The sequence below is a fragment of the Streptomyces sp. NRRL B-1347 genome (assembly GCF_000720325.1).
Lineage (GTDB): Bacteria > Actinomycetota > Actinomycetes > Streptomycetales > Streptomycetaceae > Streptomyces.
In genome coordinates this window covers 45,356-70,111 of the sequence record NZ_JOJM01000021.1, presented here as the reverse complement: position 1 = coordinate 70,111, position 24,756 = coordinate 45,356, and the positions used below count along the sequence as shown (strand labels likewise).

Sequence of the window (24,756 nt, the reverse complement as noted above, 5' to 3'; positions counted from 1 at the left end):
GCCGCGGCCTCTCTGCCCAGGGTGCACGCAGGCCGTCACCAGGGCAGAGGGGCTCCGCCGGTCCCGCGGGACGGCGTCTCCCCGTCTCCCCTCTCCCCGCGCAGGCACCGGAGCGGTACGGGTCAGCCCACGCTGAAGGCCCCGCCCGGCGGCTCCGGCGAAGCCACCGCGTCCCCGTCGCGCACCACCCGCGCCGAACCCACCAGGCTCCGCAGCTCACCCCCGTGCACGACCCGCGCGGGAAACGCGTCGGCCCGGGCCCGCCGCACCAGCGCCTCGACGTCCAGCGGCGCGTGCGAGGCGACGAGCACGGCGTTGCCGAAGCGGCGCCCGCGCAGCATCGCGGGCTCGGCGATCAGGGCCAGCTCGACGAAGCACGCGGCGAACGTCGCCAGTTGGGAGCGCAGGAAGTCGAAAGGGGCGCCGTCGGCGAGGTTGGCCGCGTAGACGCCGTCCGCGCGCAGGACCCGGTCGACACCACGGGCGTACGCGTCGGACGTGAGGTGCGCGGGCACGCGCGAACCGCCGAAGACGTCCCCCACGATCACGTCCGCGCTGTCGGCGGGAGCCGCCTCCAGCCAGGCCCGGGCGTCCGTGCCGTGCAGGCGGATCCCCGATTCGGCGGGCAGCGGCAGGTGCTCGGCGACGAGTTCCAGCAGCGCCAGGTCGGCCTCGACGACGTCCTGCCCGGAGCCGGGGCGGGTCGCGGCGAGGTAGCGGGGCAGGGTGAGGGCGCCGCCGCCGAGGTGGACGGCGTCCAGCGGGCGGCCCGGCAGGGCGCGCGTGTCCAGGACGTGGGCGAGCCTGCGCGCGTACTCGAACTCCAAGTGGGTCGGCGCGTCCAGGTCGACGTACGACTGCGGGGCACCGTCGACGGTCAGGAGCCAGGCACGGGGCCGGTCCACGTCCGGCAGCAGCTTCGCGGTGCCGTGGTCGACGACGCGCGTGACGGGCACGGGCTCGGGCTCGGCCACGAGCCCGGACTCCGTCCCCGGCTCCGAATCCGGCTCCGGCTCCGGCTCCGGCTCCGGCTCCGGCTCCGGCTCCGGCACGGAACGCTGCTCGGCGTCGGATATCGACGTGGGGTCGGGGGCATCGGCGGGCTGTTCCACCGCCCCATTGTGCCCGCCCCCGCCCCCTCACGACCCCCGCCGAACACGGACGCACCCACCAGGAGCGGACCACCGACCGGAAGCGGACCTCCCGGCCAAGCGGCCCCACCGACCGGAAGCGGTCCCACCGGCCACGAGCGGACACCAGCCCCAAGCGGCCCCACTGGCCAGAAGCGGGCCAGCGGCCGAAAGGGAAGCGACCGAACGGAAGGAGGGCCCGGCCCCCTCGGGCCGAACCCCCCCTCACCGGAACCTCAGGCGACAGCCGTCACCGTGCCGGCGCCCACCGTCCGCCCGCCCTCGCGGATCGCGAAGCCGAGCCCCGGCTCCAGCGGGACGTCACGGCCGAGCTCCACGGTCATGGCGACCGTGTCGCCGGGGCGGGCCACGGCGGCCTCGCCGAGGTCGATGTCCCCGACCACGTCCGCGGTGCGGATGTAGAACTGCGGCCGGTAGCCCGTCACCACCGGCGTCGTACGACCGCCCTCGCGCGCCGACAGGACGTACACCTGCGCGGTGAAGCGGCGACTCGGCCGGACGCTGCCGGGGGCGGCGACCACGTGTCCGCGGCGGACTGCGTCGCGGGGCACGCCGCGCAGCAGCAGCGCCACGTTGTCACCGGCCTGCGCGGACTCCATGGATTTGCCGAACGTCTCCAGACCGGTGACGACCGTCTCCGTGTCGGCGCCCACGCCCCCGAGGACGTCGACGCGGTCGCCGACGCGGACCGTGCCGCGCTCGACGGCGCCCGTGACGACCGTGCCGCGACCGGTGATCGTCAGGACGTTCTCCACCGGCAGCAGGAACGGCGCGTCGACATAGCGCTCCGGCAGCGGTACGTACGTGTCCACGGCGTCGAGCAGCGCCTCGATCGCCCCCGTCCAACGGGGCTCGCCCGCCAGCGCCTTGAGGCCCGAGACCCGGACCACGGGCGCGGATTCGCCCCCGTACCCGTGCGCGGAGAGCAGGTCGCGCACCTCCAGCTCCACGAGGTCGGTGAGCTCCTCGTCGCCCGCGTCGGCCTTGTTCAGGGCCACGACGATGTGGTCGACGCCGACCTGGCGGGCGAGGAGCACGTGCTCGGCGGTCTGCGGCATGATCCCGTCGAGCGCCGAGACCACGAGGATGGCGCCGTCGAGCTGGGCCGCGCCCGTCACCATGTTCTTGACGTAGTCGGCGTGACCGGGCATGTCCACGTGTGCGTAGTGGCGCGTGTCGGTCTCGTACTCGACGTGCGCGATGTTGATGGTGATGCCGCGCTGGGCCTCCTCGGGCGCGCGGTCGATGCGGTCGAAGGGCACGAACGTGCCGGTGCCGCGCTCGCTGAGCACCTTGGTGATGGCGGCGGTCAGGGTGGTCTTGCCGTGGTCGACGTGGCCCATCGTGCCGATGTTCAGATGCGGCTTCGTACGGACGTAAGCGGTCTTGGACATGGCGGTTCCTTCTCCGGAACTCGAAAAGGTGAGGCCCGCGGCGCGCGGCCGTCGGGCGGGGACCCCTGGGGCCTGGCCGACCCTCCCCCTGAGGGGTCCGCCGGAATGTCCGGGGAGAGTCAGCTTCGGGCGCCGTCGAAGGGAACAGCGGCAGCCTTCGCAGCGACCGCGACCGCGGTCGGAGCTGTGGGAGAGGCGTGCCGGAACATGTCGACGATCATGGCTGACACAACGCGCCGCGTCGAATGATTTTCTGCGACGCACCGGTCACGTACGGCAGTTGTGGCCCATGGGCCTCACACATCCCCTGTGCCCCACGTGCCCTGAACGCCCCCGCAGCCCGTCAGCCGCCGATGTTCTTCAGGGCCTCGCGCACGGAGAGCGGCGACAGCGCGTCGCGGTGCCGCTCGACGAAGGCCCGTACCGCGTCCGGATCGGTCTTGGCGTACTCGCGCAGGCACCAGCCGACGGCCTTGCGGATGAAGAAGTCGGGGTGTCCGGCCTGCCGCGCGCAGTACGCGAAGAGGCGGTCGGTGTCCGTCCGCTCCTTGTAGCGCAGCTGGTGGAGCAGCGCGGTGCGGACCACCCACAGGTCGTCGTCGGCGCTCCACGCGTCCATGTCGGCCGCCAGCTCCGGATCGGCGGCGACGAGCCCACCGACGACGTGCGCGGCCAGCAGGTCGACGGTGTCCCACCAAGGGACGGTCGTCACGAGGTGCCGGGCCACCGGCAGGAAGCCGGACGAGCAGCGCTTCACGTACCGCCGCAGGTAGTCGACCGCGAAGTAGTGGTACTCGCGCTCGGGCAGCCGCCAGCACCGCAGCGCGAGCGCCGTGCAGTCGGCCTCGTCGGGGCGCGGGGTGCCCACGAGGACGGCTCGCGCGAGGTCCCTGCGCACCCCGGAGGGGAGGCCGAGGAACGGCGCGACGTCCTTCATGTACGCGCGCATCTCCGCGGCCCGGACCGGATCGACCGCCTCCGCATAGCTCGCGGTGAGCCGGTCCAGGACCGTGTCGGCCAGGGCGCTGCGCGGCACTGTGACGCTCATGAGACGCACCATACGGCGATCAGACGCATCCGTCGGTTAGTCTCCCCGGATGCTCGACACCGCTGCCACTCCGCCGCAGGGCCTCGCCGTGCGCTGCACCCGGGCGCTCCTCTCGCCGTGGTCGCGACTGTCCCTGCTCGTCCTGCTGCTGGCCGCGGCCGCCACGTGCGTGCTGCTCTTCGAGCCGCAGCGGCTGCTCGCCGACGGCTGGCCGCCGGAGCTGACGGGGACGGCCGCGGTGTGCGTGTTCGCGGTGGCGTACGGCACCTGCACGGTGGCTTTCGTGCCGCGGCCGCTGCTCAACCTCGCGGCGGGCGCGCTGTTCGGCTCGCAGGCGGGGCTCGCCGCGGCGGTCGCGGGCACGGTGCTCGGGGCGGGTGCCTCCTTCGGGCTCGGCCGGATCCTCGGCCAGGACGCGCTGCGGCCGCTGCTGCGCGGCCGCTGGCTGAAGGCGGCCGACGGCCAGCTCAGCCGCCACGGCTTCCGCTCGATGCTCGCGGTGCGCCTCTTTCCCGGCGTGCCGTTCGCGGCGGCCAACTACTGCGCGGCCGTCTCCCGCATGGGCTGGCTCCCCTTCCTCCTGGCCACGGCCGTCGGTTCGGTCCCGAACACGGCGGCGTACGTGATAGCGGGCGCCCGCGCCGACACCCCGACCTCCCCGGCGTTCCTGCTCGCGATGGGCTTCATCGCGGTGTCGGGCCTCGGCGCCGCGGCCGTGGCCTGGCGCAAGCGGCACCGCCTGCGCGGGAACTGACCGGGCTCAGCAGGGGCGCGGCCCCGGACGTCACACGGCTTCGAGGATGGTGGCGTTGGCGAGGCCTCCTGCCTCGCACATCGTCTGCAGGGCGTACCGCGCCCCGCGGACCCGCATGGCGTGGACGAGGGTGGTCATCAGGCGCGTCCCGCTCGCGCCGAGCGGGTGGCCGAGGGCGATGGCACCGCCGTGCGCGTTCACCTTCCGCTCGTCGACGCCGGTCTCCCGCAGCCAGCACAGGACGACGCTGGCGAACGCCTCGTTGACCTCGAACAGGTCGATGTCGTCGAGCGTCAGACCGGCCCGGCGCAGCACCTGCTCGGTCGCGGGCAGGATGCCGGTGAGCATCAGGAGCGGGTCGGAGCCCGCGACGGCGAAGCTGTGCAGCCGGGCGAGCGGGCGCAGGCCGAGCCGGGCGGCGTTCTCACTGGTGGTGATGAGCACGGCGGACGCCCCGTCGTTGAGGGGGCTGGTGTTCCCCGCGGTGACGGACCAGTCGATCTGCGGGAAGCGCTCGGCGAACGCCGGGTCCTCGTAGGCGGGCTTGAGCCCGGCGAGCACCTCGGGCGTGGTGGTGGGGCGTATGGACTCGTCGCGGGTGACGTGGCCGAGCGGCGCGACCTCCGCGTCGAAGAGGCCGCCCGCCCAGGCCCGGGCCGCCTTCTGGTGCGAGCCGGTGGCGAAGACGTCCATCTCCTCGCGGCTGATGGACCACTTCGCGGCGATGAGCTCGGCGCCGACGCCCTGCGGGACGAGCCCCTCGGGGTAGCGCTCGGCGATGCCGGGGCCGAAGGGGTCGGCGCCCGCGGGCACGTTCGACCACATCGGTACGCGGCTCATCGACTCCACGCCGCAGGCGATCGCCATGTCGTACGCGCCCGCGATCACGCCCTGCGCGGCGAAGTGCACGGCCTGCTGGGACGAGCCGCACTGGCGGTCGACGGTGGTGGCGGGCACGGACTCCGGGAAGCCCGCGGCCAGGGCGGCGTACCGGGTGGTGTTCATGGCCTGCTCGGCGACCTGGTCGACGCAGCCGCCGATCACGTCGTCGATCCGCGCCGCGTCGACTCCGCTGCGCTCGACGAGGGTGCGCAGGGTGTGGGCGAGGAGCTGGACGGGGTGGAGGTGGTGGAGGGAGCCGCCCGGCTTCCCCTTGCCGACCGGGGTGCGTACCGCTTCGACGATGACGGCGTCGCGCATGAGGGTGCCTCTCGGACAGGCCGGGCCGTGAGCCCGGCGGCCGTGGAATGAGTTTGAAAACTGGACGCACTTGCGTACTCCACGGTAACCAAGCGAGTTTGATTTTCCAACCCACCCGTAGACTGGCTTTCATGCCATCCACGAAGGGCCCCCGCCCCTGCGCCATCGCCGACACGCTCGCCCTGGTCGGCGAGAAGTACTCCCTGCTCGTCCTGCGCGAGGTCTTCCTCGGCGCCCGGCGCTTCGACCAGCTGGCCCGCAACACGGGCGCCCCGCGCGACGTCCTGACGGCCCGGCTGCGCCGCCTGGTCGAAGCGGGCGTCCTGGAGAAGGCCCGCTACAGCGAACGCCCCCAGCGCTTCGAGTACCGGCCGACACCGGCGGGCCTGGAACTGGAGTCCGTCCTCATGACCCTGATGGCCTGGGGCGACCGCCATCTGCGCCCCGACCAGGCCCCCCCGATGATCGTCGAGCACGCCTGCGGCCGGACACTCACTCCCGTGGTCACCTGCGCCCACTGCGGCACGGAGGTCCACCACGAGGACCTGACGGCACATCCGCAGGCGCCGGGGTGGACGGTTACGGGGCCTGTGGGGGTGTGAGCCAGGGCCGGGCGCGGCGGCGGTGACGGCGGGGCGGGCCTGCGGACGCAGGGCTCCGGGCGGGCGTCGGGCACGAGGGACGCCGAGCGAAGGGTGGGCCGGGGGCTGGCTTCGGGCGGCTGACGGACGGGCGGGCGGGCCACGGTCGAGCCCGTCGACGGCTGACGGCTGACGGCTGACGGCTGACGGCTGACGGCTGACGGCTGACGGCTGACGGCTGACGGCTGACGGCTGACGAACGAGCGGATGGCGAACGAGCGGATGGCGGACCGGCAGCCGACGGATGGCGGCGGCTGACGGGCGGCAGATGACGGACAGACGGCCGACAGGTGACGAATGACGGGCGCCGCAGTGCACAAATCACACGGGCGCAGCTCGACAAAGGCATTCGGCCGTCAAGGCGCGGCCCTCGCGAGGGGGCGTAACTTTGTGACGCTACGCTGCCCCCGGCGAGGCACGTGTTCCCCTGTAGCCCCACGTATTAGCTCCACGTAGCCCCATGCAGCTCCACCCCTCCTGCCCGACCACCACCCGCAGGCCGCACCACACCGCACCGCCCCTCGCCGCCCCGGCCCCCTTCACCGCTTCTGACCGCCACCACACGGGTCAGCGCACGATCAGTAACTGGACGGCGCAGTTCTCATGTCTTGGCTCGAATCGTTCATCCTCGGACTCGTCCAGGGACTGACCGAGTTCCTCCCGATCTCCTCCAGCGCGCACCTGCGGCTGACCGCGGCGTTCGCGGGCTGGCACGACCCGGGTGCCGCGTTCACGGCCATCACGCAGATCGGCACCGAGACCGCCGTCCTGATCTACTTCCGCAAGGACATCGGCCGCATCCTGCACGCGTGGTTCGGCTCGCTGGTGGGCAAGGTGCCGCGGTCCGACCACGACGCGCAGATGGGCTGGCTCGTGATCGTCGGTTCGATCCCGATCGGCGTGCTCGGCGTGACGCTCAAGGACCAGATCGAGGGCCCGTTCCGGGACCTGCGCCTCATCGCCACGACGCTGATCGTGATGGGCATCGTCCTCGGCTTCGCGGACCGCCTCGCCGCCCGCGACGAGGCCGGCGGGAAGCACCGCGCCGTGCGCGACCGCAAGGACCTCAAGCAGCTGAACATCAAGGACGGCCTCGTCTACGGGGTGTGCCAGGCCATGGCCCTGATCCCCGGTGTCTCCCGCTCCGGCGCGACCATCAGCGGCGGCCTCCTCATGGGCTACACCCGCGAGGCCGCGGCCCGCTACTCCTTCCTGCTCGCCATCCCGGCCGTCCTCGCGTCGGGCGCGTACGAACTCAAGGACGCGGGCGAGGGCCATGTCTCCTGGGGTCCGACCATCTTCGCGACGGTCATCGCCTTCGTCGTCGGCTACGCGGTCATCGCGTGGTTCATGAAGTTCATCACGACCAAGAGCTTCATGCCCTTCGTCTACTACCGCATCCTGCTGGGCATCGTGCTGTTCGTGCTGGTGGGGATGGGTGAGCTGAGCCCGCACGCGGGCGAGTCCGCCGACTAGCCGCTGGAGCCGGTCAGGGCCTCCACGAGCCCGTCGCCCTTGATCGGCTCCCAGTCGGCTCCCAGCCGTCCACCCCCGAGCGTCACGAAGGCCCTGGGTACTGGTCGTCGACCGGGCACGGGGCCTCATGCCAGACCGCCGCGGCTCCGGCGCCCGATGCCGAGTCCTTCGGCAGCGTCTCCGTCCGCTCGCCCGGCCGGATCGGCTCGTCGCACCGCCAGCACAGCCGCGATCCCTGGCTCACGCGTCCTCACTTCCTGCCGGGTACACCGACAGATCCCGCAAGCGGCGGCCGAGCTCGCTCACCCGCATCGCGGCGACGAGCGGGCTGGCCGACGGATCGGGCTCGACGCCTCCCGACAGCAGTGCGTCGCGGGTCGCGTCGATCACTCGCTGATGCGCGTACCAGGCGCGGCTCCGCACCGGCACGCGGGCCATGGCCCGTTCCGCGCCCGGCAGGCGGAGGCGGATCTCGGCGACGAGGCGCCGGTGGATCGTGGCTGTCTCCGCCGGAGAGGGCAGCGTGCCGCAGGCGGACATGGCCGCCTCCAAGAGGCCGTCGAGCCCGGTCCCGTCCGGGGTGAGCGTCATGACCGGACCCCCACCGCGAGGGAGTCGACGCCCGCCCACGCGGCCAGCGCGCGCAACACGACGGCCAGGCGGCGCTCGCCCAGGGGCAGGACGCGGTCGAGGAGGACGTGGCGTCCCAGTGCGATGGCGAGGACCACCTCCATGAAGGCGTACTCGCCATCAGAAAGCTCCATCTCCGCCAGGCGCAGGGACAGGTGGGTCCAGTCCGCGTACGCGCTGCCCTCGGTCTGTACGACCAGGACGCGTTGCATGGCGGGCCGCGCCAGGAGTTCGTGCTCCTCGATGAGCATCGTCACCGCGATGCGGTCGAGCTCTCCGGCGCCCCAGGCCCGGAGGCGCTCCACGACGGGCGCGGGAGCGGGTGGTGTGGGGTCGTGGTGCACGGTCATCCGAATGCCTCCGCGGGAAGTCTGGGGCCGCCCAGGGCGAGCCGGTCTGTCGTCGGGGCGCTCCAGCCAGAAGCGGCCGCAGAGCGGGGAGCCCGTGGGCGGTACGTGGGGAATCCAGCCCGGTGGGCGGACGGTGAGCGCGCGTACGTCGCTGAACTCCTCCGCAGCGTCCAGCACGAGGGCCGGCTCGGTGGCGAGCCGGTGTGTGCCGCTGGCGGGAGAACGAGGCCGCCCATGTCCCGGACCTTGCGCACGCTCTCGGAGCACGGGGAACTGGAGGCCAGCTACGCGTCGGCTGTGCCGCAGTGTGCGGCGCGCGTCGGTGCGTGCATGACCAGCACGTTAGGACGCCAGCGAAGGCCGCCGGTGATCGATTGCACGTGATTGCGAATACCGACGGGCCGCTTGCGGCGGATTCCTCAGAAGACGTCGAGCGCAGCTCGTGCACGGCCGATCAGTCGCCGGGCCGCAGGGCCGCCCGAGGCCGACTCCGCCAGCCAGTCCCACGCCCGCTCGTACACCGCGATGTCCTCATCGCCCGTGAGCCACAGCTCCTCGCTGATGGTCTCGACGATGACAAGGCGCCGGTCGTAGATCCAGAAAGCGTGCGGGGCCGTACGGCGCAGCTGGGCGCCGAACGGAATGATGCCCAGGTCGATACGCCGCTGGCCGACGAGGTTGTACAGGCGGTCCAACTGTTCGGCCATCACGTCCGCCGGGCAGGGGCGATGGTAGAGAGCGGCTTCGCAGAGCACGAAGTGGAAGCTCTTCGCCGGGTCCCGAAGCGTTTCCTGCCGACGCATCCGCGCCTCTACGGCGTCCTCCGTTGTCGGCGGGATCCCACGAAACTCGGCGAGTCCGTCGAAGACGACACGTGCGTACTCCGGCGTCTGGAACAGGCCCGGGATCCGCGATACTTCGAGGCCGCGGATCTGTCTCGTCGCGTCGGTCAGCTTGACCCCGACCTCCTGCCGCCCGCGGTGCCCGCCTGCGAGCTGCCGCCGCCAGGATCGGTGTCGCTCCTTCATTCCCAGGGCGGCCAGCAGCCCGTGCAACTCCGCGGTGACATCAGGTCGACCGACTGTCCGGGCCCACGCAGAGAGGTCCTCGCGCGTCGGGGTCTGTTTGCCGTTCTGGAGCCGCGAGACCCGCGATGTCTGCCACCCGAGCCGCGCGGCGATCTCCTTGCCTTCCATACCAGCCTCGACGCGCAGCTCTCGGAGGCGCGCGCCGAGGGCCTCTCTGGCTGTCTGGAAGTCCGTGCTCACGTCGGCGAACGTACCTTCTCGATGAACTCGGTGGTACGGATCGCGTGGTGCCAGGCCGCGTCCCGGGCCTGACACGCGGCAAGGACGTCGGCCGGGTGTTCGGTGACGTACACACCCAGGGTGGTGTCCTCGTCGTCGAAGGCGAACCGCGCGAGGACCTTCGAGTCGAACAGCCAGAAGTCGAAGTCCGGCAGCCGGAGGCGCGCGGCCTCGGCCCGCGTGAGGTTCCGGATGTCCTCGCCTGCCGCGACATTGCCGAGTCCGCTGGCGAGGAGGAACTGCTGCCCCTGGGTGGGCGGTTCGTCGACGAGCCGCACTCGCTCGAATCGTTTGCCCTGCGCGGTCTGCTCGCGGACGTTCGTCCGCCAGGCGTTGTCCGGCTCTGACGCGACGTCCTCACCCGCGAGGAACCTCTGCCACTTCGGGCTCTTGCGGTCGGAGGCGTAGCCCCGGCGTGTCTCCAGACGCCAGGCGGTGTGGCGGAACTCGCTGAACAGATGGGAAATCTCCGTGAACGGCACCAGTTCAGGCACAGCAGCGCGCGGGGCGTACCGGCTGAGCAGCGAGCGCGGCACGCGTACGAAGGTCTCGGACTCCTTCACGTCGCGGAGTGCGGCGAGGTGCTGGGGGTCGGTCTCACGGTCGCCCTGGACGAGGATCTCGTCGGTTCCCTCGATCTCGTAGAGGGTGGGGCAGTCGCCGTCGTCACTGGTGGTGCCGATGAGCCTGAGCGTCATGTGGCCCTCCGTCTCCGCTGGTTGAGACACCAGAATGCGCGCGAGTCGGCAGGCACGCTCGCGGATTGCGATCGATTGCTCACGCAGGCTGACCCGGCTCGATTGCGGGCAACCTGGCAGGAGGTCGGTGCCGGTTGTCAGTGCCACCGCCTACGCTGGCAAGCATGCCCCCCAGCTCCCAAAACCCCGCCCCCGTGCGCCCCGCCGCGGTCGTGAACGAGGACATCCGTGCCCTCTGGGCAGGGCAGGGCGGAGACCCCCGGGTCAGGCTCTCGGCTGCCCAACGTGTGGTGTACGAGCGCCTGTTGATCGAGTGGGGAGCCGCGGTGCGCGCGGACGTCGTGGCGGCCGCCTGACCGGGGCTCGCCGCAGCGGCCGCCAGGGGCCCGGACCGCTGCGCCCGCGGGCTCGCCGCAGGGCCCTCACTTCACGTCGCCCGTGAAGATCGCCGTCTCCGTCTCGAAGTCCGGCGACACCTCGATCTGCACCGTCCTCTCCGCCTTCGGCACCGCGCACGCCCACGTCACGGTGAGGGACCGGCCCGCGAGGAGCCGCGTCAAAGGGCCGCCGTTCAGTCCCCGCTCGGAGTCGATGACCAGTTCGCCCTCCTTGCCGTCCTCGCCGTACGCGCAGTTCACGGAGAACGCCGTCGTGTCGACGGTCGACGTACCGCCGTTCTCCACCTGCACATCGAACTTCAGGTACGGCGTGCTCTCCGGCGCGGCGGTCGAACTCGACGTGCCCCGCGAGAACGTGGACAGGCTGACCGCCACGTCGTTGCTGTAGGTGACGGTGTCGTTCAGGCCGAACACCTGGGGCTCGTCGTCCTCCGGCTCCGGCTCGTCCTCCGCCGGTTCCTCGTCCTCGGCGAACACCTCGTCGGACGCTTCCGATTCGGTCGTGCGCGTGCTCTCCGACTTCTTGTCGTCGTCGCGGCTGTTGACGACGAAGACCCCTGTGCCGACGACCGCCGCGATCACTGCTGCGGCCGACCCGATGATGACGGCGTTGGTACGACTCTTCTTCTGAAGCGGCGGCTGCGGCTGCGGCGGGAGTGAGGGCATCGGTGGCGTGGTGTTGCTCATGTGTCCCCTTGGCGGTTGCGCTGTGTCTGCGCATGATGCGACTTGCGTGAGCGGCGCGAGGGAGAAGTACCTGATTCGTGACATGGGGCAGCCGCGAGCTGAGCGCGCAGCGCGCGTATCGAGCATCAAGTAGGTCGAGGAGTTCGCCGTGTCGCCCGGCATGCACAGGGCGCGGCCGAGGCCGGGATCGTCCCGGCCGTGCGCCGCGGTTGCCACGGCGTCGTGCTTCTTGGCACCGTACTCGACGGCACCGACAGGGCTCAGGGGTGTGGATACGCCTGGCTGGTGCGGGAGTTCGGCCGTGCGACAGCGATGGCTCGTTCGGGGGGGCAGTGTGTGGATCACGCTTGTGGCGACCTTGTGCGGTACGGCTGCCGGTGTCGCTTCGACGGTCGTCGCTGATCGGGTGCGGTGGAAGCGGGACCGGGCCGACCACCAGCGGGACCGGCAGGTGGAGGTCTGCGTGGAGTTCCTCCGGGCGCTGATGCGCGCCTACGAAGGGCTCTACGACGTGGCCTGTCGCGAGGACCGGGCCGCCGACAGGAACTACGGCACCGTCAGGGACCTCATGGCCGACGCGGGCACCGCGGATTCGCGGCAGCTGCTGCTGGTCACCGCGCCGTCGCACGTCACGATGGCGTGTGAGCGCGCGTTCGCCGTACTCCGGGACCTCAGGGACGCCGTGGGCAGGGGCCTGACCGTGGACACGAGCGCGTACCAGGAGGTCGACGGGCGGTTCAGGGAGGCGCTGCACGACTTCCGTGTCGAGGTCCGGCGCAGCCAGGGCCTCGCCGACGCGGAGGACATACGCCGTCCGCGGACCCCTCCGTACACGATGGTCCCTGCCCCGTCCGCGGGCAGTCTGCCGCCGGCGCCCGCCCGGCTCCCGGGAGCGAACAGCTGACGCTCCGGGCCTCACCAGCACCGGACCGGGGGCTTTCCCCTGCATCCACCCCAGGGTTACATTGCGTATGAGGCGTGGTCAGGAAAGCAGCCGCTCTGCGGCTTTCGTCCCCAAAATCTCCCGCCACCCCTTCCCCTTCCCTCCCCCTCTTCCCTCCCCTTCCTCTCCGTTCCTCTCCCCTCCCCTCTCCTCCCTTCCTCTTCCCTCCGCAGCCACCCTTCCCGTGCGCAGGTCCGGTGACCGACTGAGAAAGGAGCGTTGAGCCGCGATGCCCGAGCAGGAGCGTGAGGAACGGCTCGCCGCCGCCTTCGTCGAGCTCGCCGACGCGTTCGTCGACGACTTCGACGCCATCAGCTGCCTTCAACTGCTCGCCACGCGCTGCGTCGACCTCCTGGACGTCGCGGCCGCGGGCGTCGTCCTGTCCGCGCCGGAGGGCGAGTCCCTGGAGGCATCCGGGTCCGACGAACACAGCCGGCGCCTGGAGAGGTTGGGCGTCGAGTGGGGCGAAGGGCCGGGGCTCGACTGCTTCCGCTCCGGCCGGGTGGTCGACGGCGCGCTCCTGGCGAACGGCCGCCCGCACGCGAGCTGGCCCCGGTTCGCCCCGCACGCGCTCCTGTCCGGCTTCACCTCCGTCACGGCCACGCCCCTGCGGCTGCGAGGGCGGACCATCGGCGCGCTCAGCCTCTTCCGCGGGCAGCCGGAGACGCTGCCGCTCGCCCAGCTCCGGCTCGCCCAGGCCTTGGCGCGGCTGGCCACCATCGGGATCCTCCAGCAGCGCGCCGCACACCGGCAGAGCGTCATCGTCAGCCAGCTGGAGACGGCCCTGCACTCCCGGGTGGTCATCGAGCAGGCCAAAGGCGCCCTGTCGCACCGCCACCGGATCAGCGTGGACGAGGCGTTCACGCTGCTGCGCGGGCACGCGCGCTCCCAGCGGCGGCTGCTCACCGCGGTCGCCGAGGAGGTGCTGAACGGGACGACGGACCCGCCCCTGCCCCGGACGGAGACCACCGACTGACCGTGCCTCGACTGAGGACCGCGCCGCGCCTCGGCTGAGGACTCAGTGGACGACGGACACGATCCGGCCCACTGCCTCGACGAGTCGGCGGTCACCGCTCGTCCGGGCACCGGCCAGGGCGGCGGCCGGGGAGGTGCCGCGGGTGCACAGCCGCCACGCGGCCTCCGCGTCCAGCACCACGACGGCGGCGGGCCGTCCGGCGTCCGGCAGGGCCAGGGACCAGCGGTCCCCCGTGGCGGTAGCCGTCCACGCGCCGCCGGACGGACCGTCGACACGCACCTGCACCTGGGTGCCGGCGGGCGCCTCCGTGTGTCGCAAGGTGTGCGGCAGCGCCCGCATGAAGGTGTCGAGGACCACGCCGAGGAACCGCGGGTCGGAGTCGCTGTCCCGGCCCACGGCGTGGCGGAGCTGCTGGCGGTGGGTCCAGAACTCGGTGAACTCCCGCGCGCAGTCGAGCCACATCGGCGCCGGGTCGGCCCCCGCCCAGGACACCCCCAGCGAGGCGGCGTCGGGGTCCGCGGTCTCGAAGAGGCGGGTGACCTGCGCGCCGACCAGGTCCAGGGTGTCGGTGAGGGCGGCGGGGCTCACGCGCGCCCAGGCGTCGACCCACTCCTGGTTGACGCGGTGGATGAACGCTTCAAGGCTCTCGCCGGGCGCGGGGCGCGGCCCTCCCTCGTGGTGGTCACGGTCGCGGGCGAGGCGTCCGTAGCAGTCGCCGACGAGGTGCGCGGCGAGATCGCGCACGGTCCAGCCCGGTACGGCCTCCCGGCCCCAGTCCGCGGGCTCCAGAGCGCGCAGCGTCGCCAGCAGTGCCGCGTGCTCGGCGGCGAAGAGCGGGCGGGCGTCGATCGGGGTGCCGAGCCACGGCAGGTCCAGGGCGGTGACGGGTCGGGAAGCCATGCGCCAAGCCTGGACCGGCGGTCGCCGACCGGCCACTGAATATCGCGTTCCGGTCATCCGGCCCGGCTGGGGCGGGGCCGCCGCGCGATCCGCGCTTCGGCCGCCCTCCGCTGGGCACCTATACGGCCTGACGCGAAGCACCTACACGGCCTGACGCAAGCCGGAAGGCCCACCACGAGGTCCGACCCGCCCACCCGGAGGTCCCGCCCACCAGGAGGTCCGCCCCATGTCCATCCTCGGCACATCGCGCGCCCGTGCCCGGCGCGCGGCGGGTTCCGTCCCGCCGTCTCCGCTGCCGCCGCTGCACGTCCTGCGGCTGCCCGCCGCCGGTCCTGAGGACGTCGTCGTGGACGGCGCGGGCCGGGTGGTCACCGGCACGGCCGACGGCCGGATCCTGCGCGTCACGCTGCCGGGGCCGGGGTACGGGGGCCGGGTGGAGGAGCTGGCCCGCACCGGCGGCAGGCCGTTGGGCCTCGAACCGCTTCCCGACGGGCGGCTGCTCGTCTGTGACGCGCACCGGGGGCTGCTGCGCGCCGCCCCGGAGGACGGCGGCCCGGTCGAGGTCCTCGCCGACGCGGTCGCCGGGGAGCCACTGCGGTTCTGCAGCAACGCGACCGCCGCCCCTGACGGCACCGTGTACTTCACGGTGTCCAGCCGCCGCTACGGCCTCGACGACTGGCGGGCCGACATCGTCGAGCACGTCGGCACCGGCCGCCTGGTGCGGCTCGCCCCGGGCGGCGAGCCCGAAGTGCTGCTCGACGGGCTGCACTTCGCGAACGGGGCGGTCCTCGCGCCCGACGCGTCGCACGTCACCGTGGCCGAGACCGGTGCCCGCCGCCTCACCCGGTACTGGCTCACAGGGCCGCGGGCGGGACGGAGCGACCCGTTCGTGGAGGACCTGCCGGGCTTCCCCGACAACCTGTCGCGCGACGAGGACGGAACGCTGTGGGTCGCCCTTGCCGGGCCGCGCGAGCCGCTCCTCGACCAGTTGCACCGGGCGCCCTCGGCCGTGCGCCGCGCGGCCGCCGCTGCCGCCCGCCGCGTGCCCGTGCCGCCGCGCCGGGTGCTGCGCGTCATGGCCTTCTCTCCCGGGGGTGAGACCGTGCACGACCTGGCCCGCAAGGGCGCCGGCTACCGCATGGTCACCAGCGTCAGCGCCCGCGCCGGGACCCTCGTCCTGGGCAGCCTGGTGGAGCCGGGCATTGCCGTGTGCGCGCTGCCGCCCCCGAGGACCTGAGCAGCGCACGCACCTCCGACGTACGTACGTACACATACGTACACACTTGCTGTATCAGCAACAGGGTTTGCCCAAAGCGCGCGGTGCTGCGCATGGTCGTCGTGGAGGTGGTCACGATGACCGATCAGCTGAACGACAGCTACGACGTGGTGGTGGTCGGCGGCGGTGCCGCCGGACTGAACGGGGCCCTGATGCTGGCCCGCGCGCGGCGTTCCGTGGCGGTGCTCGACGCGGGCGCCCCGCGCAACGCCCCCGCCGACGGCGTGCACGGGCTCCTGGCCAGGGAGGGGATGCCGCCTGCCGAACTGCTGGCGCGCGGCCGGGCGGAAGTGCGCGGGTACGGCGCGCACGTCGCGTCCGCCACCGTGACCGCCGCGACCCGCGACGGGGCGGGCTTCGAAGTGGCGCTCGCCGACGGCCGTACGGTCCGGGCGCGGCGGCTCCTCGTGGCCACCGGCCTCGTCGACGAGCTGCCGGACGTGCCGGGGCTGCGCGAGCGCTGGGGCCGGGACGTGCTGCACTGCCCGTACTGCCACGGCTGGGAGGTCCGCGACCGGGCCGTCGGGGTCCTGGCGAGCGGGCCGATGGCGGTGCACCAGGCGCTGCTGTTCCGGCAGTTGAGCGACGACGTCACGTTCTTCACCCACACCGCCGCCCCGCTGTCCGACGAGGACGCGGAGCGCCTCGCCGCACGCGGCATCCGTGTGGTGGACGGCGAGGTGGCGGGCCTGGAGATCGCGGCCGACCGCCTCGTGGGGGTGCGGCTGCGCGACGGCACGGCGGTCGCCCGCGAGGCGCTCGCGGTCTCGACGCGGGTCGTGGCGCGCGCCGGTTTCCTCTCGGCGCTCGGGCTGCGGGCGACGGAGCACCCGCTGGGCATCGGCGCGTACGTCTCCTGCGACGCCACCGGCCGCACCGAGGTGCCGGGCGTGTGGGTCGCGGGCAACGTGACCGACCTGTCCGCCCAGGTCGGCGGGGCCGCCGCGGCGGGCGCCGCGGCCGGGGCCCAGATCAACGCCGACCTGGTCACCGAGGACACCCGGCTGGCCGTCGAGGCCCGGCGGAACGGGTCACCGGCGGGCGCGGTTCTCAGAGCGTCATGAGGGTGAGCTCAAGAGCCTGGAGCGGGCGGGCGGCACGCCGCTCGTCGAGCACACGCCGCGCGGGGCCCGCCTCACCCCGGCGGGCCGGGCCTTCCTGCCCGGCGCCCGGCACGCCCTCGTGGGCGCCGAACGGGCCACCGGCGCCGCCCGCGCCGTGGCGGACATGGTCCACGGCGAGCTGCACCTCGCCGCCGTCCTCAGCGTCGCCCTGGGCGTGGTGCCCGGCGTCCTGGCCGCCTGGCACCGCGAGCACCCCCGCGTCGACGTGGTCCTGCACGAGTACGCCGACCTCGCCTCCTTCGCCCGCGCCCTGACGGACGCCACGGCCGACGTGGCCATCGGGCCGCTGCCGGAGGGCTGGGAGGGGCCCCATCACCCGCTGGACGCGGAGGAGTTCGTCGCGCTCGTCCCGCCCGGCGACCCGCTGGCCGGGCGCGTGTCCGTGCGCCTGGAGCAGCTGGCCGAGCGCCCCTGGGTCCAGTACGGGCCGACGCACGCCCTGTCCGCCACGGTCGAACTCCTCTGCTCCGAGGCCGGGTTCACCCCGCACGCCGCGATCCGCTCGACCCGGACCGCCGCCGTGCCCCGGCTCGTCGCCGCCGGGGTCGGCGTCGGCCTCGTACCCGCGAACGCGCTCACCCCCGACTTCCCGGGCACGGCGCTGCGGCTCACTCCGCGCAGGCGCCGGCCCCTGGCCGTCCTCACCCGCCCCGGGCCCCACCCGCTGATCGCCGAGTTCGTCGCCACCACCCGTCGGCACGCCCGCCTGACCCCCGACCACCTGGCCGAACGACTCGCCTAGGCGCCCTTCCCGCACCCGCGTGAGGCGCGCGGAGCCGTCCCGCACCCTTGCGCGATTGACGCGCCCATGCCACTTTCCTTGCTCGGTACGTCCCACACGTACCGCGGTACGTCACACGTCACCGTCAAAGGAGACCCCCCACATGAGACGCACCACCAGTGCGCGCCTCGTCCTGTCCGCTCTCCTCGTCACCGGCTCCCTCGCCATCGGCGCGTCCCCCGCCGGCGCGCAGAGCGAGCCGCCGACGCCCTCCGCGGCCCAGGTCAACGCCCTCGACGCCAAGGTCAAGCGGCAGTTGGGCGACGACAGCGCCGGTACGTACGTCGACCGGAGGACCGGGAAGCTGGTCGTCACCGTCACCAGCGAAGCGGCCGCCGAGCGCGCCCGCGCGGCGGGCGCCACCCCGCAGCGGGTGCGGCGGAGCGCCGCCCGGCTCGACTCCGCCATGGACGCCCTGGAGTCCCGCGCGAAGATCACCGGCACCTCCTGGGGCATCGACCCGCGCACCAACCAGATAGCCGTGCAGGCCGACAGCTCGGTCTCGGCCCGCGACCTGGCCCGGCTTCGCCGGGTCGCCGACTCGCTCGACGGCGCCGTACGCGTCAGCCGCGTGCCCGGCACCTTCAAGCGCGAGGTCGCGGGCGGCGACGCCATCTACGGCGGCGGCTCCCGCTGCTCGGCCGCCTTCAACGTGACCAAGGGCTCCACCCGGTACTTCGTCACCGCGGGGCACTGCACCAACCTCAGCGCCAACTGGTCGGCCACGTCCGGCGGCGCGGCCGTCGGCGTGCGCGAGGGCACCAGCTTCCCGACCAACGACTACGGCATCGTCCGCTACACCAACGGCTCGAACCCGGCGGGCAACGTCAACCTCTACAACGGCGGTTACCAGGAGATCTCCTCCGCCGCCGACGCCGTCGTGGGCCAGTCGCTCCGCAAGAGCGGCTCCACCACCAAGGTGACGAGCGGCACCGTCACCGCCGTCAACGTCACCGTGAACTACGGCGAAGGACCCGTCTACGGCATGGTCCGCACCACCGCCTGCTCCGCGGGCGGCGACAGCGGCGGCGCCCACTTCGCCGGGACGGTGGCCCTCGGCATCCACTCCGGCAGCTCCGGCTGCACCGGCACCAACGGCTCCGCCATCCACCAGCCGGTGCGCGAGGCCCTCGCCGCGTACGGCGTCAGCGTGTACTGACGCCGTACGCGTACGACAGTGACGGCATGGACCTGACCCGTCAGGCCGTGAGCCGCGCCTCCAGCGCCAGGACCTCCTCCGCCGCCCGCACGGCGTCCGGGCAGGCGACGGCGATCAGCCCCCAGTTGCCCGGCACGGACGTGAGGGCCCGGGCGTACGACGTGGGGGTGCGGTGGTCGACGAGGCGGCGCAGGCGGGGCAGGTCCATGTCGGACGCGGGGCGGATCACCTTGGTCGCGGCGGAGATGCCCGTCCCGCTCCCGGCGAGGGCGCCGAGCGCGGTGCGGCTCTCCTCAAGGAAGGCGTGCAGGTAGTCGGCGCCGCACGCGGAGAGGTTCAGGTCCTGCATGGCCACCAGGGGCGTGTCCCCGAAGCGGCCGCCGACGCGCGCGATCGCGAAGTCGACGCCCCCGTTGATCAGGCCCCGGCCCTGGAAGAGCCGCACGAAGTCGGCCATGGCGCGCCGGACCCGCGCGTAGTGGTCCCGGGTGATGCCGAACGCGGCGTGGGTGGCCTCGTCGAGGAAGACGTTGCCCTCCCACATGGTGCCGTTCAGGAACTGCAGGGCCATGCCGTCGGCGAGGGCCCCCGCCCGCACGTGCACCGACGGCGCGAGCAGGAACTCGTGGCCGGTCACGGCGTGCCGGAGGTAGTCGGCGTGCGCCTCCAGGAGGTAGTCCTCACCGGAGTGGGCCGCCTGCCGGGCGAGGGCGGCGAGCACGTCCGGGTCGTCGAGGGGCACCCCGACGTGGATGCGCTGCCCCGTGCCGCCCCTGACGGGTTTCAGACAGCCCAGGCGCAGCCCGTGACGCTCCCTCAGGAGCTGTGCGGCGAGGAAGAGCTGGGCGGCGAAGGCGTCCCGCGCGCCGTGCGCGTGGCCGTTCGCGAGCGCCTCGTCGCCGGTGGCGTCCGGCACCCGGACGTCACCGGGAGTTGTCCGGATCCCGTCGTCCGCTGCGGTGTCCCCCGGCCCGCCGTCCCAGACGACGGTGTACCCGGGAAGCCGCGGCACGGCCAGGCCGAACACGCGGTACAGCGGCGTGAGTTCCGTCTCCTCGTCGAGCGCGTCGAAGGGGTCGCGCCCGGGCGGCGGCGCCGGGAGGTCGTGGGCCGCGCGGGCGGCGGGGTGCAGGACCGCCTTGTGCCCCCACTCCTCGGTGATCTCGGGGGCGTTGGCCTCGACCAGGAGGCGGTCGACGCCCGCGACCCGTTTGAGCCACAGGAGCAGCACCCGCATCGGCTCGTCCAGCGCGTAGACGCGGACGACGCAGGCGGGATCCGCGCGCAGCCGGTCGATCGCCGGGCCGAGGATCCGCGACCAGCGGTCGGCGGGGCCGTCGGCCAGCCGCAGCAGGGCGTGGCTGAGGTGGAAGTGGTCGTGGTCGGGGACCACGACCACCGGGCGGCCCGCCGCCGCCTCCTTCCAGGGCGCCGTCCTGCCGATGAGCAGGTCGTCCGCGTGCGCCAGACAGACCGAGCGGGCCTCCAGGATCGTGGGCCAGTCCTCGGCGGGCTCACCGGCGGCGAGGCTCTCCAGGGCGCCCTCGAACATGCGCTTGGCCATGGGCGGCGAGTACGCCACGATGCCGGGTCTGTCGCGGGTGGCACCGGCCGGGCGCAGCTCCTCGCGGGCGGCGGCCTCGACCTCGGCGGGACCGAGCCCGAGCAGCCGCCGGCAGATGTGCGCGAACTCCCGCGGCGCGATGCCCGCCGGGCCGACGTGGAACCCCGTCCACGGCACGACGCGGCCGTCCGGCAGGGCGACCTCCCAGCGCTCACTGGCCGGGTGGACCGCCCGGCTCTCCACCGTCGACACCAGCAGCCTCCTGACGTGAGCCCTGCCGCCAGGCACAGGCTGTAGCGGGCGGCGTCCCGTTGTGTGCTGCGTGCTGTGTGCAGTGTTGCCCAGAACCCTGCCGTGGGTCACCACGGCCATCAGGGCATTCGGCGGCCTTTGGCGCGTTGTGCTCCCCCGGCGGCCGGGGCGGCGGCCGCGGCACGGGCGGACCGCCAGTCCGTGGCGTCCAGGAAGTGCACGTCGTAGCGGTCCTGTTCGGGCAGCAGGCTCTCGAAAGGGTCCAGGCCGTGCTGGACGCGGCCGAGGGACCGGAAGTAGTCGAAGCGGTCGACGCCCGGCGTGAGCACCGCGAGCAGATCGGCGCTCGCCCCTGCGGCGGCGCCGAAGGCGTGCGGCATCCCGGGCGGCACGACGACGAGCCCGCCGCGCGCCACGGTCTCGAAGGCGCCGTCCAGGTGGAAGTCCAGCGTCCCGTCGAGGACGTAGAACAGCTCCGTCGACAGGGCGTGCAGATGCGGCCGGGCGCCGTCGGCTCCGTCGGTGAGCGTCAGCCGGTTGACGCCCAGGGAGCCGCCGGTGGCCGCGGCGTCGGCGAGCAGCTCGAAGCCGCCGCCGTGCGGCAAGGGGACGCGCTCGGCGGTGCCGGGCCGTACGACCAGGGCTTCGGCGGTGCGCTTGCGATCGGTCATCGGGGCTCCTCGGGTGCGGTCGACCGCCGTGCGGTCAGCGCGCTCTGCGCGGAACCCATTCGACCCGGGGAACAAGCCGCGTACCAGAAGCAGTTGCCACCTGCAGAAATCATCGATCGTGATGAATCGGCCGCGCGGGACCGGAAGGGGCGGATGAGCCGTGGAACTGCGTCAGCTCCAGTACTTCGCGGCGGTCGCCGACGAGGGCGGCTTCAGCAGGGCCGCCGAGCGGCTCGGCATCGTCCAGTCCGCGGTGAGCCAGCAGGTGCGCCGCCTCGAGCGCGAGCTCGGGGTACGGCTCTTCCGGCGCACCACGCGGCACGTCGAACTCACCGGCGCGGGCGAGCGCCTGCTGCCCGAGGCCCGCGCGGTGCTCGCCGCGGCACGGCGCACCCGCCAGGTCGCGGCCGACCTCGCGGCGGGCGACGCGCCGCTGCGCCTCGGCACCGTGCAGGGCCCCGGCGACCGGGTCCACCGGCTCCTGGCGGACCTCGCGGCCGCGGCGCCCCTGCTGCCCGTCCGGCTGCGGCGCCTGGGGCTCGCGGAGCGGCTCGCCGCGGTGCGCTCCGGCGAGCTGGACGCGGCCCTCGTCCGGGCGGCGGACGCGGCCCCGGGCCTCGAACTCCTGCCGGTGTGGAGCGATCCGCTGTACGTGGCGCTCCCGGCGGGGCACCGGCTCGCGGGCTGCTCGCCGCTGCGCCTGGAGCAGCTCGGGGAGCTGCCGCTGCGCCTCGCGCCGCGCGAGCAGAACCCGCCGTTCCACGACCTGGTGACCGGCGCGCTCCGGGCGGCCGGAGCCGGGCCGCCGCTCGGACCGCCCTTCACCACGCTCCAGGAGACGCTGGCCGAGATCGGCGCGGGCGCCCCGTCGTGGACGGTCTTCTACGAGGTGGCGGGGGTGCCGTCGTTCCCCCGCGTGGCCGTGCGGCCGCTCGCCGCCCCGGCCGTGACGACGTACGTGGCGGTGCGTCCGGGCGCGCCGGGTCCGGCGCTCCGGCGGCTGCTTGAGGTACTGCCCGCACGGTGACCGTGCGGTGACCGCGTGGCGACCGTGGGCGGGCTGTGGGCGGGCCGTGGGCGGGCCGCCTCAGACGGTGCTGCCCGCGCGCTCGTGGTGCCGCTGGTAGTGCCCGCGCCAGCGCGGTGTCGCCGCGCCGCCCATGACCGTCATCACCACGTCGTGCGCGAGTGACTCCGTCACGGGCAGGTGGCCGAAGAGCACGCGGTGGTAGGTGGTGGCGCCGAGCATGTCCAGGAGCAGGCCGATGTCGGCGTCCTCCCGGATGTCGCCGCGCTCGATGCCCCGGCGAAGCGCCGCCTCGGTCGTGGCCCTGCGGGGCTGGAAGACCGTCTCGGTGAACACGCGGTCCAGCTCCGGGTCGTCGGCCAGTTCGGCCACGAGCGCGGGCAGCGTCCGGCGCCCGAGGGTGCCGCCGAAGGCCTGGCTGAGGGTCTCGATGCCCAGGATGAGGTCGCAGTGCGTACAGCCGGTGTCGGGGGTGGGCGCGGTCCCCATGGTCTCGGCGAGGGCGGCGATCACGAGGTGCTGCCGGGACGGCCAGCGGCGGCGGATGGCCGGCTTGGTGGTGCCCGCTCGCCGGGCCACCCCTTCGAGCGTCAGGTGCGGGTAGCCGGACTCCTCCAGGAGGTCGAGCGTCGCCTTGACGATGGCCTCGTCGAGCCGGGTGTCGCGCGGGCGGCCCGCCGAACGGGCGGGCGGGGCTGCGGAATCCGGGGTTGCCATGGGGATCAGTATAGGTAGCATGTGCTTTCGTTCCGTTCCGGATCGAAATATAAAGGAGGGGTCGGCCTTGCCGTCAGAGCAGGAAGCGACCGCCCACCGCGGTCCCGCCGCGTCCACGTCCCCCGCGGGCGAGCCGCCCGACACCACGCCCACGCCCGCGCCCACGCCCACCGCCGAAAACGTCTTCCGCGCCCCCTATGCCGCCCTGACCTGGGGCATCGTCCTGTCCGTCGCCCTCGTGGCGTTCGAGTCGATGGGCGTGGCCACGGTCCTGCCCGACATCGCGGAGCGGCTCGGCGGCCTGCACGCCTACGGCTGGGGCCTGTCCGCGCTGATGCTCGCCAACCTCATCGGCACCGTCGCCGCGGGCCGCGACGCCGACCGGCACGGCCCGGCGCGCCCCCTCGCCGTCGGGCTCGTCGTGTTCGCGGTCGGCTGCGCCCTCGCCGGGTCCGCGCCCGACTGGCCCGTGTTCCTCGCGGGCCGCTTCCTCCAGGGGCTCGGCGTCGGCGCGGTGATGGCGCTCGCCTACGCGGCCATCTCGCTCGCCTACCCCCAGCGCCTGCGGGCGCGGATGTTCGCCCTCGTCGCGGGCGGCTGGACGGTGCCGTCCCTCGTCGGCCCGACCGTCGCCGCCGTGATCTCCGACCACGTCTCCTGGCGCGGCGTCTTCGTCCTGCTGCTGCCCCTGATCGCCGTCGCCGCCGCCCTCGCGCTGCCGCAGCTGCGCCGCCTGGACCGGGCCGAAGGCGCCGCGAGCGCCCCGGCCGACGCCCCGGCGGCCCGCTGGTGGGCCACGCCGGTCGCGCGCAGCGTGCTCCTTGCGGCGGGCACCGGCGTGCTGCTCGCCGGGCTCCAGCTGCGCCAGCTCGCCCTGCTGGTCCCGCTGGTCGTGGCCGGCGGCGTCGCCGGAGTGCTCGCCCTGCGCACGGTCACGCCGCCCGGCACCCTCGCCGTGCGGCGCGGGGTGCCGACGGGGGTCGTGCTGCGCTTCCTGCTGTGCGGGGCGTACTTCGGCAGCGAGGCCTTCCTGCCGCTCGGCCTGGTCCGGCTGCGGGACCTGAGCGCGTCCGAGGCCGGCCTCGGGCTCTCGGCGGGCGCGATCACCTGGGTGCTCGGCGCCGCCTGGCAGGGGCGGGTCGACGGCCGCTGGAGCGGGCGCTCGCGCGCCGTGCCGATCGCGGCCGGGTTCGCGGTGCTGCTCGCGGGCATCGTGGTGATGGCGCTGGGCGTCCTGGTCGACGCGGTGCCCGCCCTGGTCGCCGTGGCGGGCTGGGCGATCGGCGGCGCGGGCATGGGCGTGGCGTTCAACGCGGCCACCACGGACGCCATGGAGCAGGCCCCCGCCGACCGGCAGGGCGAGGCCAGCGGCGCCATGCAGCTCGCCCAGACCCTGGCGGTCGCGGTGCTCAGCGGCCTCGGCGGCGCCGCCGTCTCGCTCGCCTCGGCGTACGGCTCGACGGTGACGGTCGCCCTGACGGCCACCTTCGCGCTCACCACCGCCCTCGCGGCGGCCGGAGTCCTGGCGGCCCACCGCATCCGGCCCGCGACGCCCTGAGCGCCGCCGGGTCCCGCGACATCCGACCGGCGGGCCGGGATTCGCCTTGCGGAAATGGCGCACCCGGCCCGCGG

The 24,756-nt window shown here is 73.7% G+C and carries 26 protein-coding genes; 12 read left to right on the top strand and 14 right to left on the bottom strand.

Annotation, left to right across the window (positions count from 1 at the left end; genetic code table 11):
• Positions 1 to 122: 122 nt before the first annotated feature.
• The 3 genes from IG74_RS0119500 to IG74_RS0119490 all read right to left on the bottom strand — a co-directional run bounded on the left by IG74_RS0119500 (position 123) and on the right by IG74_RS0119490 (position 3,593).
• Entirely contained in the window at positions 123 to 974 is an 852-nt protein-coding gene (locus tag IG74_RS0119500; RefSeq protein WP_030678478.1) for a spermidine synthase, read from the bottom strand.
• A 392-nt stretch (positions 975 to 1,366) separates the two neighbouring features.
• Complete coding sequence (gene tuf / locus IG74_RS0119495) at positions 1,367 to 2,545, bottom strand: elongation factor Tu (RefSeq protein WP_030678477.1); 1,179 nt, start codon at positions 2,543 to 2,545, stop codon at positions 1,367 to 1,369.
• Between the two features lie 343 nt (positions 2,546 to 2,888).
• Entirely contained in the window at positions 2,889 to 3,593 is a 705-nt protein-coding gene (locus IG74_RS0119490; RefSeq protein ID WP_030678476.1) for a DNA alkylation repair protein, read from the bottom strand.
• Positions 3,594 to 3,642: 49 nt separating this feature from the next.
• On the opposite strand from IG74_RS0119490, the gene IG74_RS0119485 reads away from it, so the two are divergent.
• Positions 3,643 to 4,347, top strand: coding sequence for a TVP38/TMEM64 family protein (locus IG74_RS0119485; protein ID WP_030678466.1), 705 nt, complete (start codon positions 3,643 to 3,645; stop codon positions 4,345 to 4,347).
• A 30-nt stretch (positions 4,348 to 4,377) separates the two neighbouring features.
• On the opposite strand, the gene IG74_RS0119480 is transcribed toward IG74_RS0119485, so the two are convergent.
• On the bottom strand, positions 4,378 to 5,547 hold the full coding sequence (locus IG74_RS0119480; RefSeq protein ID WP_030678463.1) for a thiolase family protein: 1,170 nt from the start codon (positions 5,545 to 5,547) through the stop codon (positions 4,378 to 4,380).
• Positions 5,548 to 5,678: 131 nt separating this feature from the next.
• Here IG74_RS0119480 and IG74_RS0119475 point away from each other — a divergent pair, with 131 nt between their 5' ends.
• Positions 5,679 to 6,149 (top strand): winged helix-turn-helix transcriptional regulator, encoded by a 471-nt coding sequence (locus IG74_RS0119475; protein WP_030678460.1) that lies wholly within the window; start codon positions 5,679 to 5,681, stop codon positions 6,147 to 6,149.
• Between the two features lie 642 nt (positions 6,150 to 6,791).
• Positions 6,792 to 7,664 (top strand): undecaprenyl-diphosphate phosphatase, encoded by an 873-nt coding sequence (locus IG74_RS0119470; RefSeq protein ID WP_030678457.1) that lies wholly within the window; start codon positions 6,792 to 6,794, stop codon positions 7,662 to 7,664.
• A 240-nt stretch (positions 7,665 to 7,904) separates the two neighbouring features.
• Here the strand turns inward: IG74_RS0119470 and IG74_RS0119455 are convergent, their stop codons facing one another.
• From IG74_RS0119455 to IG74_RS0119440, 4 genes are all read right to left on the bottom strand, one after another.
• Positions 7,905 to 8,255 carry a DUF6415 family natural product biosynthesis protein gene (locus IG74_RS0119455; RefSeq protein WP_051855030.1) on the bottom strand — a complete coding sequence of 117 codons (351 nt, stop codon included), beginning with the start codon at positions 8,253 to 8,255 and terminating at the stop codon, positions 7,905 to 7,907.
• Positions 8,252 to 8,644: a hypothetical protein gene (locus IG74_RS0119450; RefSeq protein ID WP_030678451.1), complete on the bottom strand. Its 393-nt coding sequence runs from the start codon at positions 8,642 to 8,644 to the stop codon at positions 8,252 to 8,254. Before IG74_RS0119450 ends, IG74_RS0119455 begins: the two co-directional genes overlap by 4 nt.
• 419 nt (positions 8,645 to 9,063) lie before the next feature.
• Positions 9,064 to 9,912 carry a helix-turn-helix domain-containing protein gene (locus IG74_RS0119445; protein WP_030678449.1) on the bottom strand — a complete coding sequence of 283 codons (849 nt, stop codon included), beginning with the start codon at positions 9,910 to 9,912 and terminating at the stop codon, positions 9,064 to 9,066.
• Complete coding sequence (locus IG74_RS0119440) at positions 9,909 to 10,649, bottom strand: DUF6879 family protein (RefSeq protein ID WP_030678447.1); 741 nt, start codon at positions 10,647 to 10,649, stop codon at positions 9,909 to 9,911. Before IG74_RS0119440 ends, IG74_RS0119445 begins: the two co-directional genes overlap by 4 nt.
• A gap of 164 nt (positions 10,650 to 10,813) precedes the next feature.
• Here IG74_RS0119440 and IG74_RS0119435 point away from each other — a divergent pair, with 164 nt between their 5' ends.
• Complete coding sequence (locus tag IG74_RS0119435; protein WP_030678446.1) at positions 10,814 to 11,005, top strand: hypothetical protein; 192 nt, start codon at positions 10,814 to 10,816, stop codon at positions 11,003 to 11,005.
• A gap of 66 nt (positions 11,006 to 11,071) precedes the next feature.
• On the opposite strand, the gene IG74_RS0119430 is transcribed toward IG74_RS0119435, so the two are convergent.
• Positions 11,072 to 11,734 (bottom strand): hypothetical protein, encoded by a 663-nt coding sequence (locus tag IG74_RS0119430; protein WP_030678444.1) that lies wholly within the window; start codon positions 11,732 to 11,734, stop codon positions 11,072 to 11,074.
• 406 nt (positions 11,735 to 12,140) lie between these two features.
• Between IG74_RS0119430 and IG74_RS0119425 the strand changes: the two genes are divergently transcribed.
• Together IG74_RS0119425 and IG74_RS0119420 are read left to right on the top strand one after the other, a co-directional pair.
• Positions 12,141 to 12,638 carry a hypothetical protein gene (locus IG74_RS0119425; protein WP_158857692.1) on the top strand — a complete coding sequence of 166 codons (498 nt, stop codon included), beginning with the start codon at positions 12,141 to 12,143 and terminating at the stop codon, positions 12,636 to 12,638.
• Between the two features lie 268 nt (positions 12,639 to 12,906).
• On the top strand, positions 12,907 to 13,653 hold the full coding sequence (locus IG74_RS0119420) for an ANTAR domain-containing protein (RefSeq protein WP_030678438.1): 747 nt from the start codon (positions 12,907 to 12,909) through the stop codon (positions 13,651 to 13,653).
• Between the two features lie 42 nt (positions 13,654 to 13,695).
• Here the strand turns inward: IG74_RS0119420 and IG74_RS0119415 are convergent, their stop codons facing one another.
• On the bottom strand, positions 13,696 to 14,553 hold the full coding sequence (locus IG74_RS0119415) for a maleylpyruvate isomerase family mycothiol-dependent enzyme (protein ID WP_030678436.1): 858 nt from the start codon (positions 14,551 to 14,553) through the stop codon (positions 13,696 to 13,698).
• Positions 14,554 to 14,779: 226 nt separating this feature from the next.
• Here IG74_RS0119415 and IG74_RS0119410 point away from each other — a divergent pair, with 226 nt between their 5' ends.
• Positions 14,780 to 15,790, top strand: coding sequence for an SMP-30/gluconolactonase/LRE family protein (locus tag IG74_RS0119410; protein ID WP_051855028.1), 1,011 nt, complete (start codon positions 14,780 to 14,782; stop codon positions 15,788 to 15,790).
• A gap of 116 nt (positions 15,791 to 15,906) precedes the next feature.
• A complete protein-coding gene (locus IG74_RS0119405) occupies positions 15,907 to 16,893 on the top strand; it encodes an NAD(P)/FAD-dependent oxidoreductase (protein ID WP_420709916.1) in 987 nt (328 codons plus the stop codon).
• Here the strand turns inward: IG74_RS0119405 and IG74_RS48045 are convergent.
• A complete protein-coding gene (locus IG74_RS48045) occupies positions 16,880 to 17,065 on the bottom strand; it encodes a hypothetical protein (protein WP_158857690.1) in 186 nt (61 codons plus the stop codon). The two genes, IG74_RS0119405 and IG74_RS48045, sit on opposite strands and share 14 nt — an antisense overlap.
• Here IG74_RS48045 and IG74_RS0119395 point away from each other — a divergent pair.
• Both IG74_RS0119395 and IG74_RS0119390 read left to right on the top strand, forming a co-directional pair.
• Positions 17,057 to 17,695, top strand: coding sequence for a LysR family transcriptional regulator substrate-binding protein (locus tag IG74_RS0119395; protein ID WP_051855027.1), 639 nt, complete (start codon positions 17,057 to 17,059; stop codon positions 17,693 to 17,695). The two genes, IG74_RS48045 and IG74_RS0119395, sit on opposite strands and share 9 nt — an antisense overlap.
• Positions 17,696 to 17,837: 142 nt before the next feature.
• Complete coding sequence (locus tag IG74_RS0119390; protein ID WP_030678422.1) at positions 17,838 to 18,893, top strand: S1 family peptidase; 1,056 nt, start codon at positions 17,838 to 17,840, stop codon at positions 18,891 to 18,893.
• 40 nt (positions 18,894 to 18,933) lie between these two features.
• Here the strand turns inward: IG74_RS0119390 and IG74_RS0119385 are convergent, their stop codons facing one another.
• Complete coding sequence (locus IG74_RS0119385) at positions 18,934 to 20,709, bottom strand: hypothetical protein (RefSeq protein WP_030678419.1); 1,776 nt, start codon at positions 20,707 to 20,709, stop codon at positions 18,934 to 18,936.
• 119 nt (positions 20,710 to 20,828) lie between these two features.
• Entirely contained in the window at positions 20,829 to 21,380 is a 552-nt protein-coding gene (locus IG74_RS0119380; RefSeq protein ID WP_051855026.1) for a cupin domain-containing protein, read from the bottom strand.
• A gap of 160 nt (positions 21,381 to 21,540) precedes the next feature.
• On the opposite strand from IG74_RS0119380, the gene IG74_RS0119375 reads away from it, so the two are divergent.
• Positions 21,541 to 22,407 (top strand): LysR family transcriptional regulator, encoded by an 867-nt coding sequence (locus tag IG74_RS0119375; RefSeq protein WP_030678414.1) that lies wholly within the window; start codon positions 21,541 to 21,543, stop codon positions 22,405 to 22,407.
• A 60-nt stretch (positions 22,408 to 22,467) separates the two neighbouring features.
• Here the strand turns inward: IG74_RS0119375 and IG74_RS0119370 are convergent, their stop codons facing one another.
• The gene (locus IG74_RS0119370) at positions 22,468 to 23,124 is read right to left on the bottom strand and encodes a TetR/AcrR family transcriptional regulator (protein WP_037825739.1); all 657 of its coding nucleotides are present in this window, start codon (positions 23,122 to 23,124) and stop codon (positions 22,468 to 22,470) included.
• A gap of 67 nt (positions 23,125 to 23,191) precedes the next feature.
• On the opposite strand from IG74_RS0119370, the gene IG74_RS0119365 reads away from it, so the two are divergent.
• Positions 23,192 to 24,682, top strand: a complete 1,491-nt coding sequence (locus IG74_RS0119365) for an MFS transporter (RefSeq protein ID WP_234334375.1) — start codon at positions 23,192 to 23,194, stop codon at positions 24,680 to 24,682.
• Positions 24,683 to 24,756: the final 74 nt, after the last annotated feature.

What these genes read in the sequence shown, in the direction of transcription:
- tuf (WP_030678477.1), bottom strand. Translation starts at nt 2,545, where the DNA reads ATGTCCAAGACCGCTTACGTCCGTACGAAGCCGCATCTGAACATCGGC.
- IG74_RS0119490 (WP_030678476.1), bottom strand. Translation starts at nt 3,593, where the DNA reads ATGAGCGTCACAGTGCCGCGCAGCGCCCTGGCCGACACGGTCCTGGAC.
- IG74_RS0119485 (WP_030678466.1), top strand. Translation starts at nt 3,643, where the DNA reads ATGCTCGACACCGCTGCCACTCCGCCGCAGGGCCTCGCCGTGCGCTGC.
- IG74_RS0119480 (WP_030678463.1), bottom strand. Translation starts at nt 5,547, where the DNA reads ATGCGCGACGCCGTCATCGTCGAAGCGGTACGCACCCCGGTCGGCAAG.
- IG74_RS0119475 (WP_030678460.1), top strand. Translation starts at nt 5,679, where the DNA reads ATGCCATCCACGAAGGGCCCCCGCCCCTGCGCCATCGCCGACACGCTC.
- IG74_RS0119470 (WP_030678457.1), top strand. Translation starts at nt 6,792, where the DNA reads ATGTCTTGGCTCGAATCGTTCATCCTCGGACTCGTCCAGGGACTGACC.
- IG74_RS0119455 (WP_051855030.1), bottom strand. Translation starts at nt 8,255, where the DNA reads ATGACGCTCACCCCGGACGGGACCGGGCTCGACGGCCTCTTGGAGGCG.
- IG74_RS0119450 (WP_030678451.1), bottom strand. Translation starts at nt 8,644, where the DNA reads ATGACCGTGCACCACGACCCCACACCACCCGCTCCCGCGCCCGTCGTG.
- IG74_RS0119440 (WP_030678447.1), bottom strand. Translation starts at nt 10,649, where the DNA reads ATGACGCTCAGGCTCATCGGCACCACCAGTGACGACGGCGACTGCCCC.
- IG74_RS0119435 (WP_030678446.1), top strand. Translation starts at nt 10,814, where the DNA reads ATGCCCCCCAGCTCCCAAAACCCCGCCCCCGTGCGCCCCGCCGCGGTC.
- IG74_RS0119430 (WP_030678444.1), bottom strand. Translation starts at nt 11,734, where the DNA reads ATGAGCAACACCACGCCACCGATGCCCTCACTCCCGCCGCAGCCGCAG.
- IG74_RS0119420 (WP_030678438.1), top strand. Translation starts at nt 12,907, where the DNA reads ATGCCCGAGCAGGAGCGTGAGGAACGGCTCGCCGCCGCCTTCGTCGAG.
- IG74_RS0119415 (WP_030678436.1), bottom strand. Translation starts at nt 14,553, where the DNA reads ATGGCTTCCCGACCCGTCACCGCCCTGGACCTGCCGTGGCTCGGCACC.
- IG74_RS0119410 (WP_051855028.1), top strand. Translation starts at nt 14,780, where the DNA reads ATGTCCATCCTCGGCACATCGCGCGCCCGTGCCCGGCGCGCGGCGGGT.
- IG74_RS0119405 (WP_420709916.1), top strand. Translation starts at nt 15,907, where the DNA reads ATGACCGATCAGCTGAACGACAGCTACGACGTGGTGGTGGTCGGCGGC.
- IG74_RS0119395 (WP_051855027.1), top strand. Translation starts at nt 17,057, where the DNA reads ATGGTCCACGGCGAGCTGCACCTCGCCGCCGTCCTCAGCGTCGCCCTG.
- IG74_RS0119390 (WP_030678422.1), top strand. Translation starts at nt 17,838, where the DNA reads ATGAGACGCACCACCAGTGCGCGCCTCGTCCTGTCCGCTCTCCTCGTC.
- IG74_RS0119380 (WP_051855026.1), bottom strand. Translation starts at nt 21,380, where the DNA reads ATGACCGATCGCAAGCGCACCGCCGAAGCCCTGGTCGTACGGCCCGGC.
- IG74_RS0119370 (WP_037825739.1), bottom strand. Translation starts at nt 23,124, where the DNA reads ATGGCAACCCCGGATTCCGCAGCCCCGCCCGCCCGTTCGGCGGGCCGC.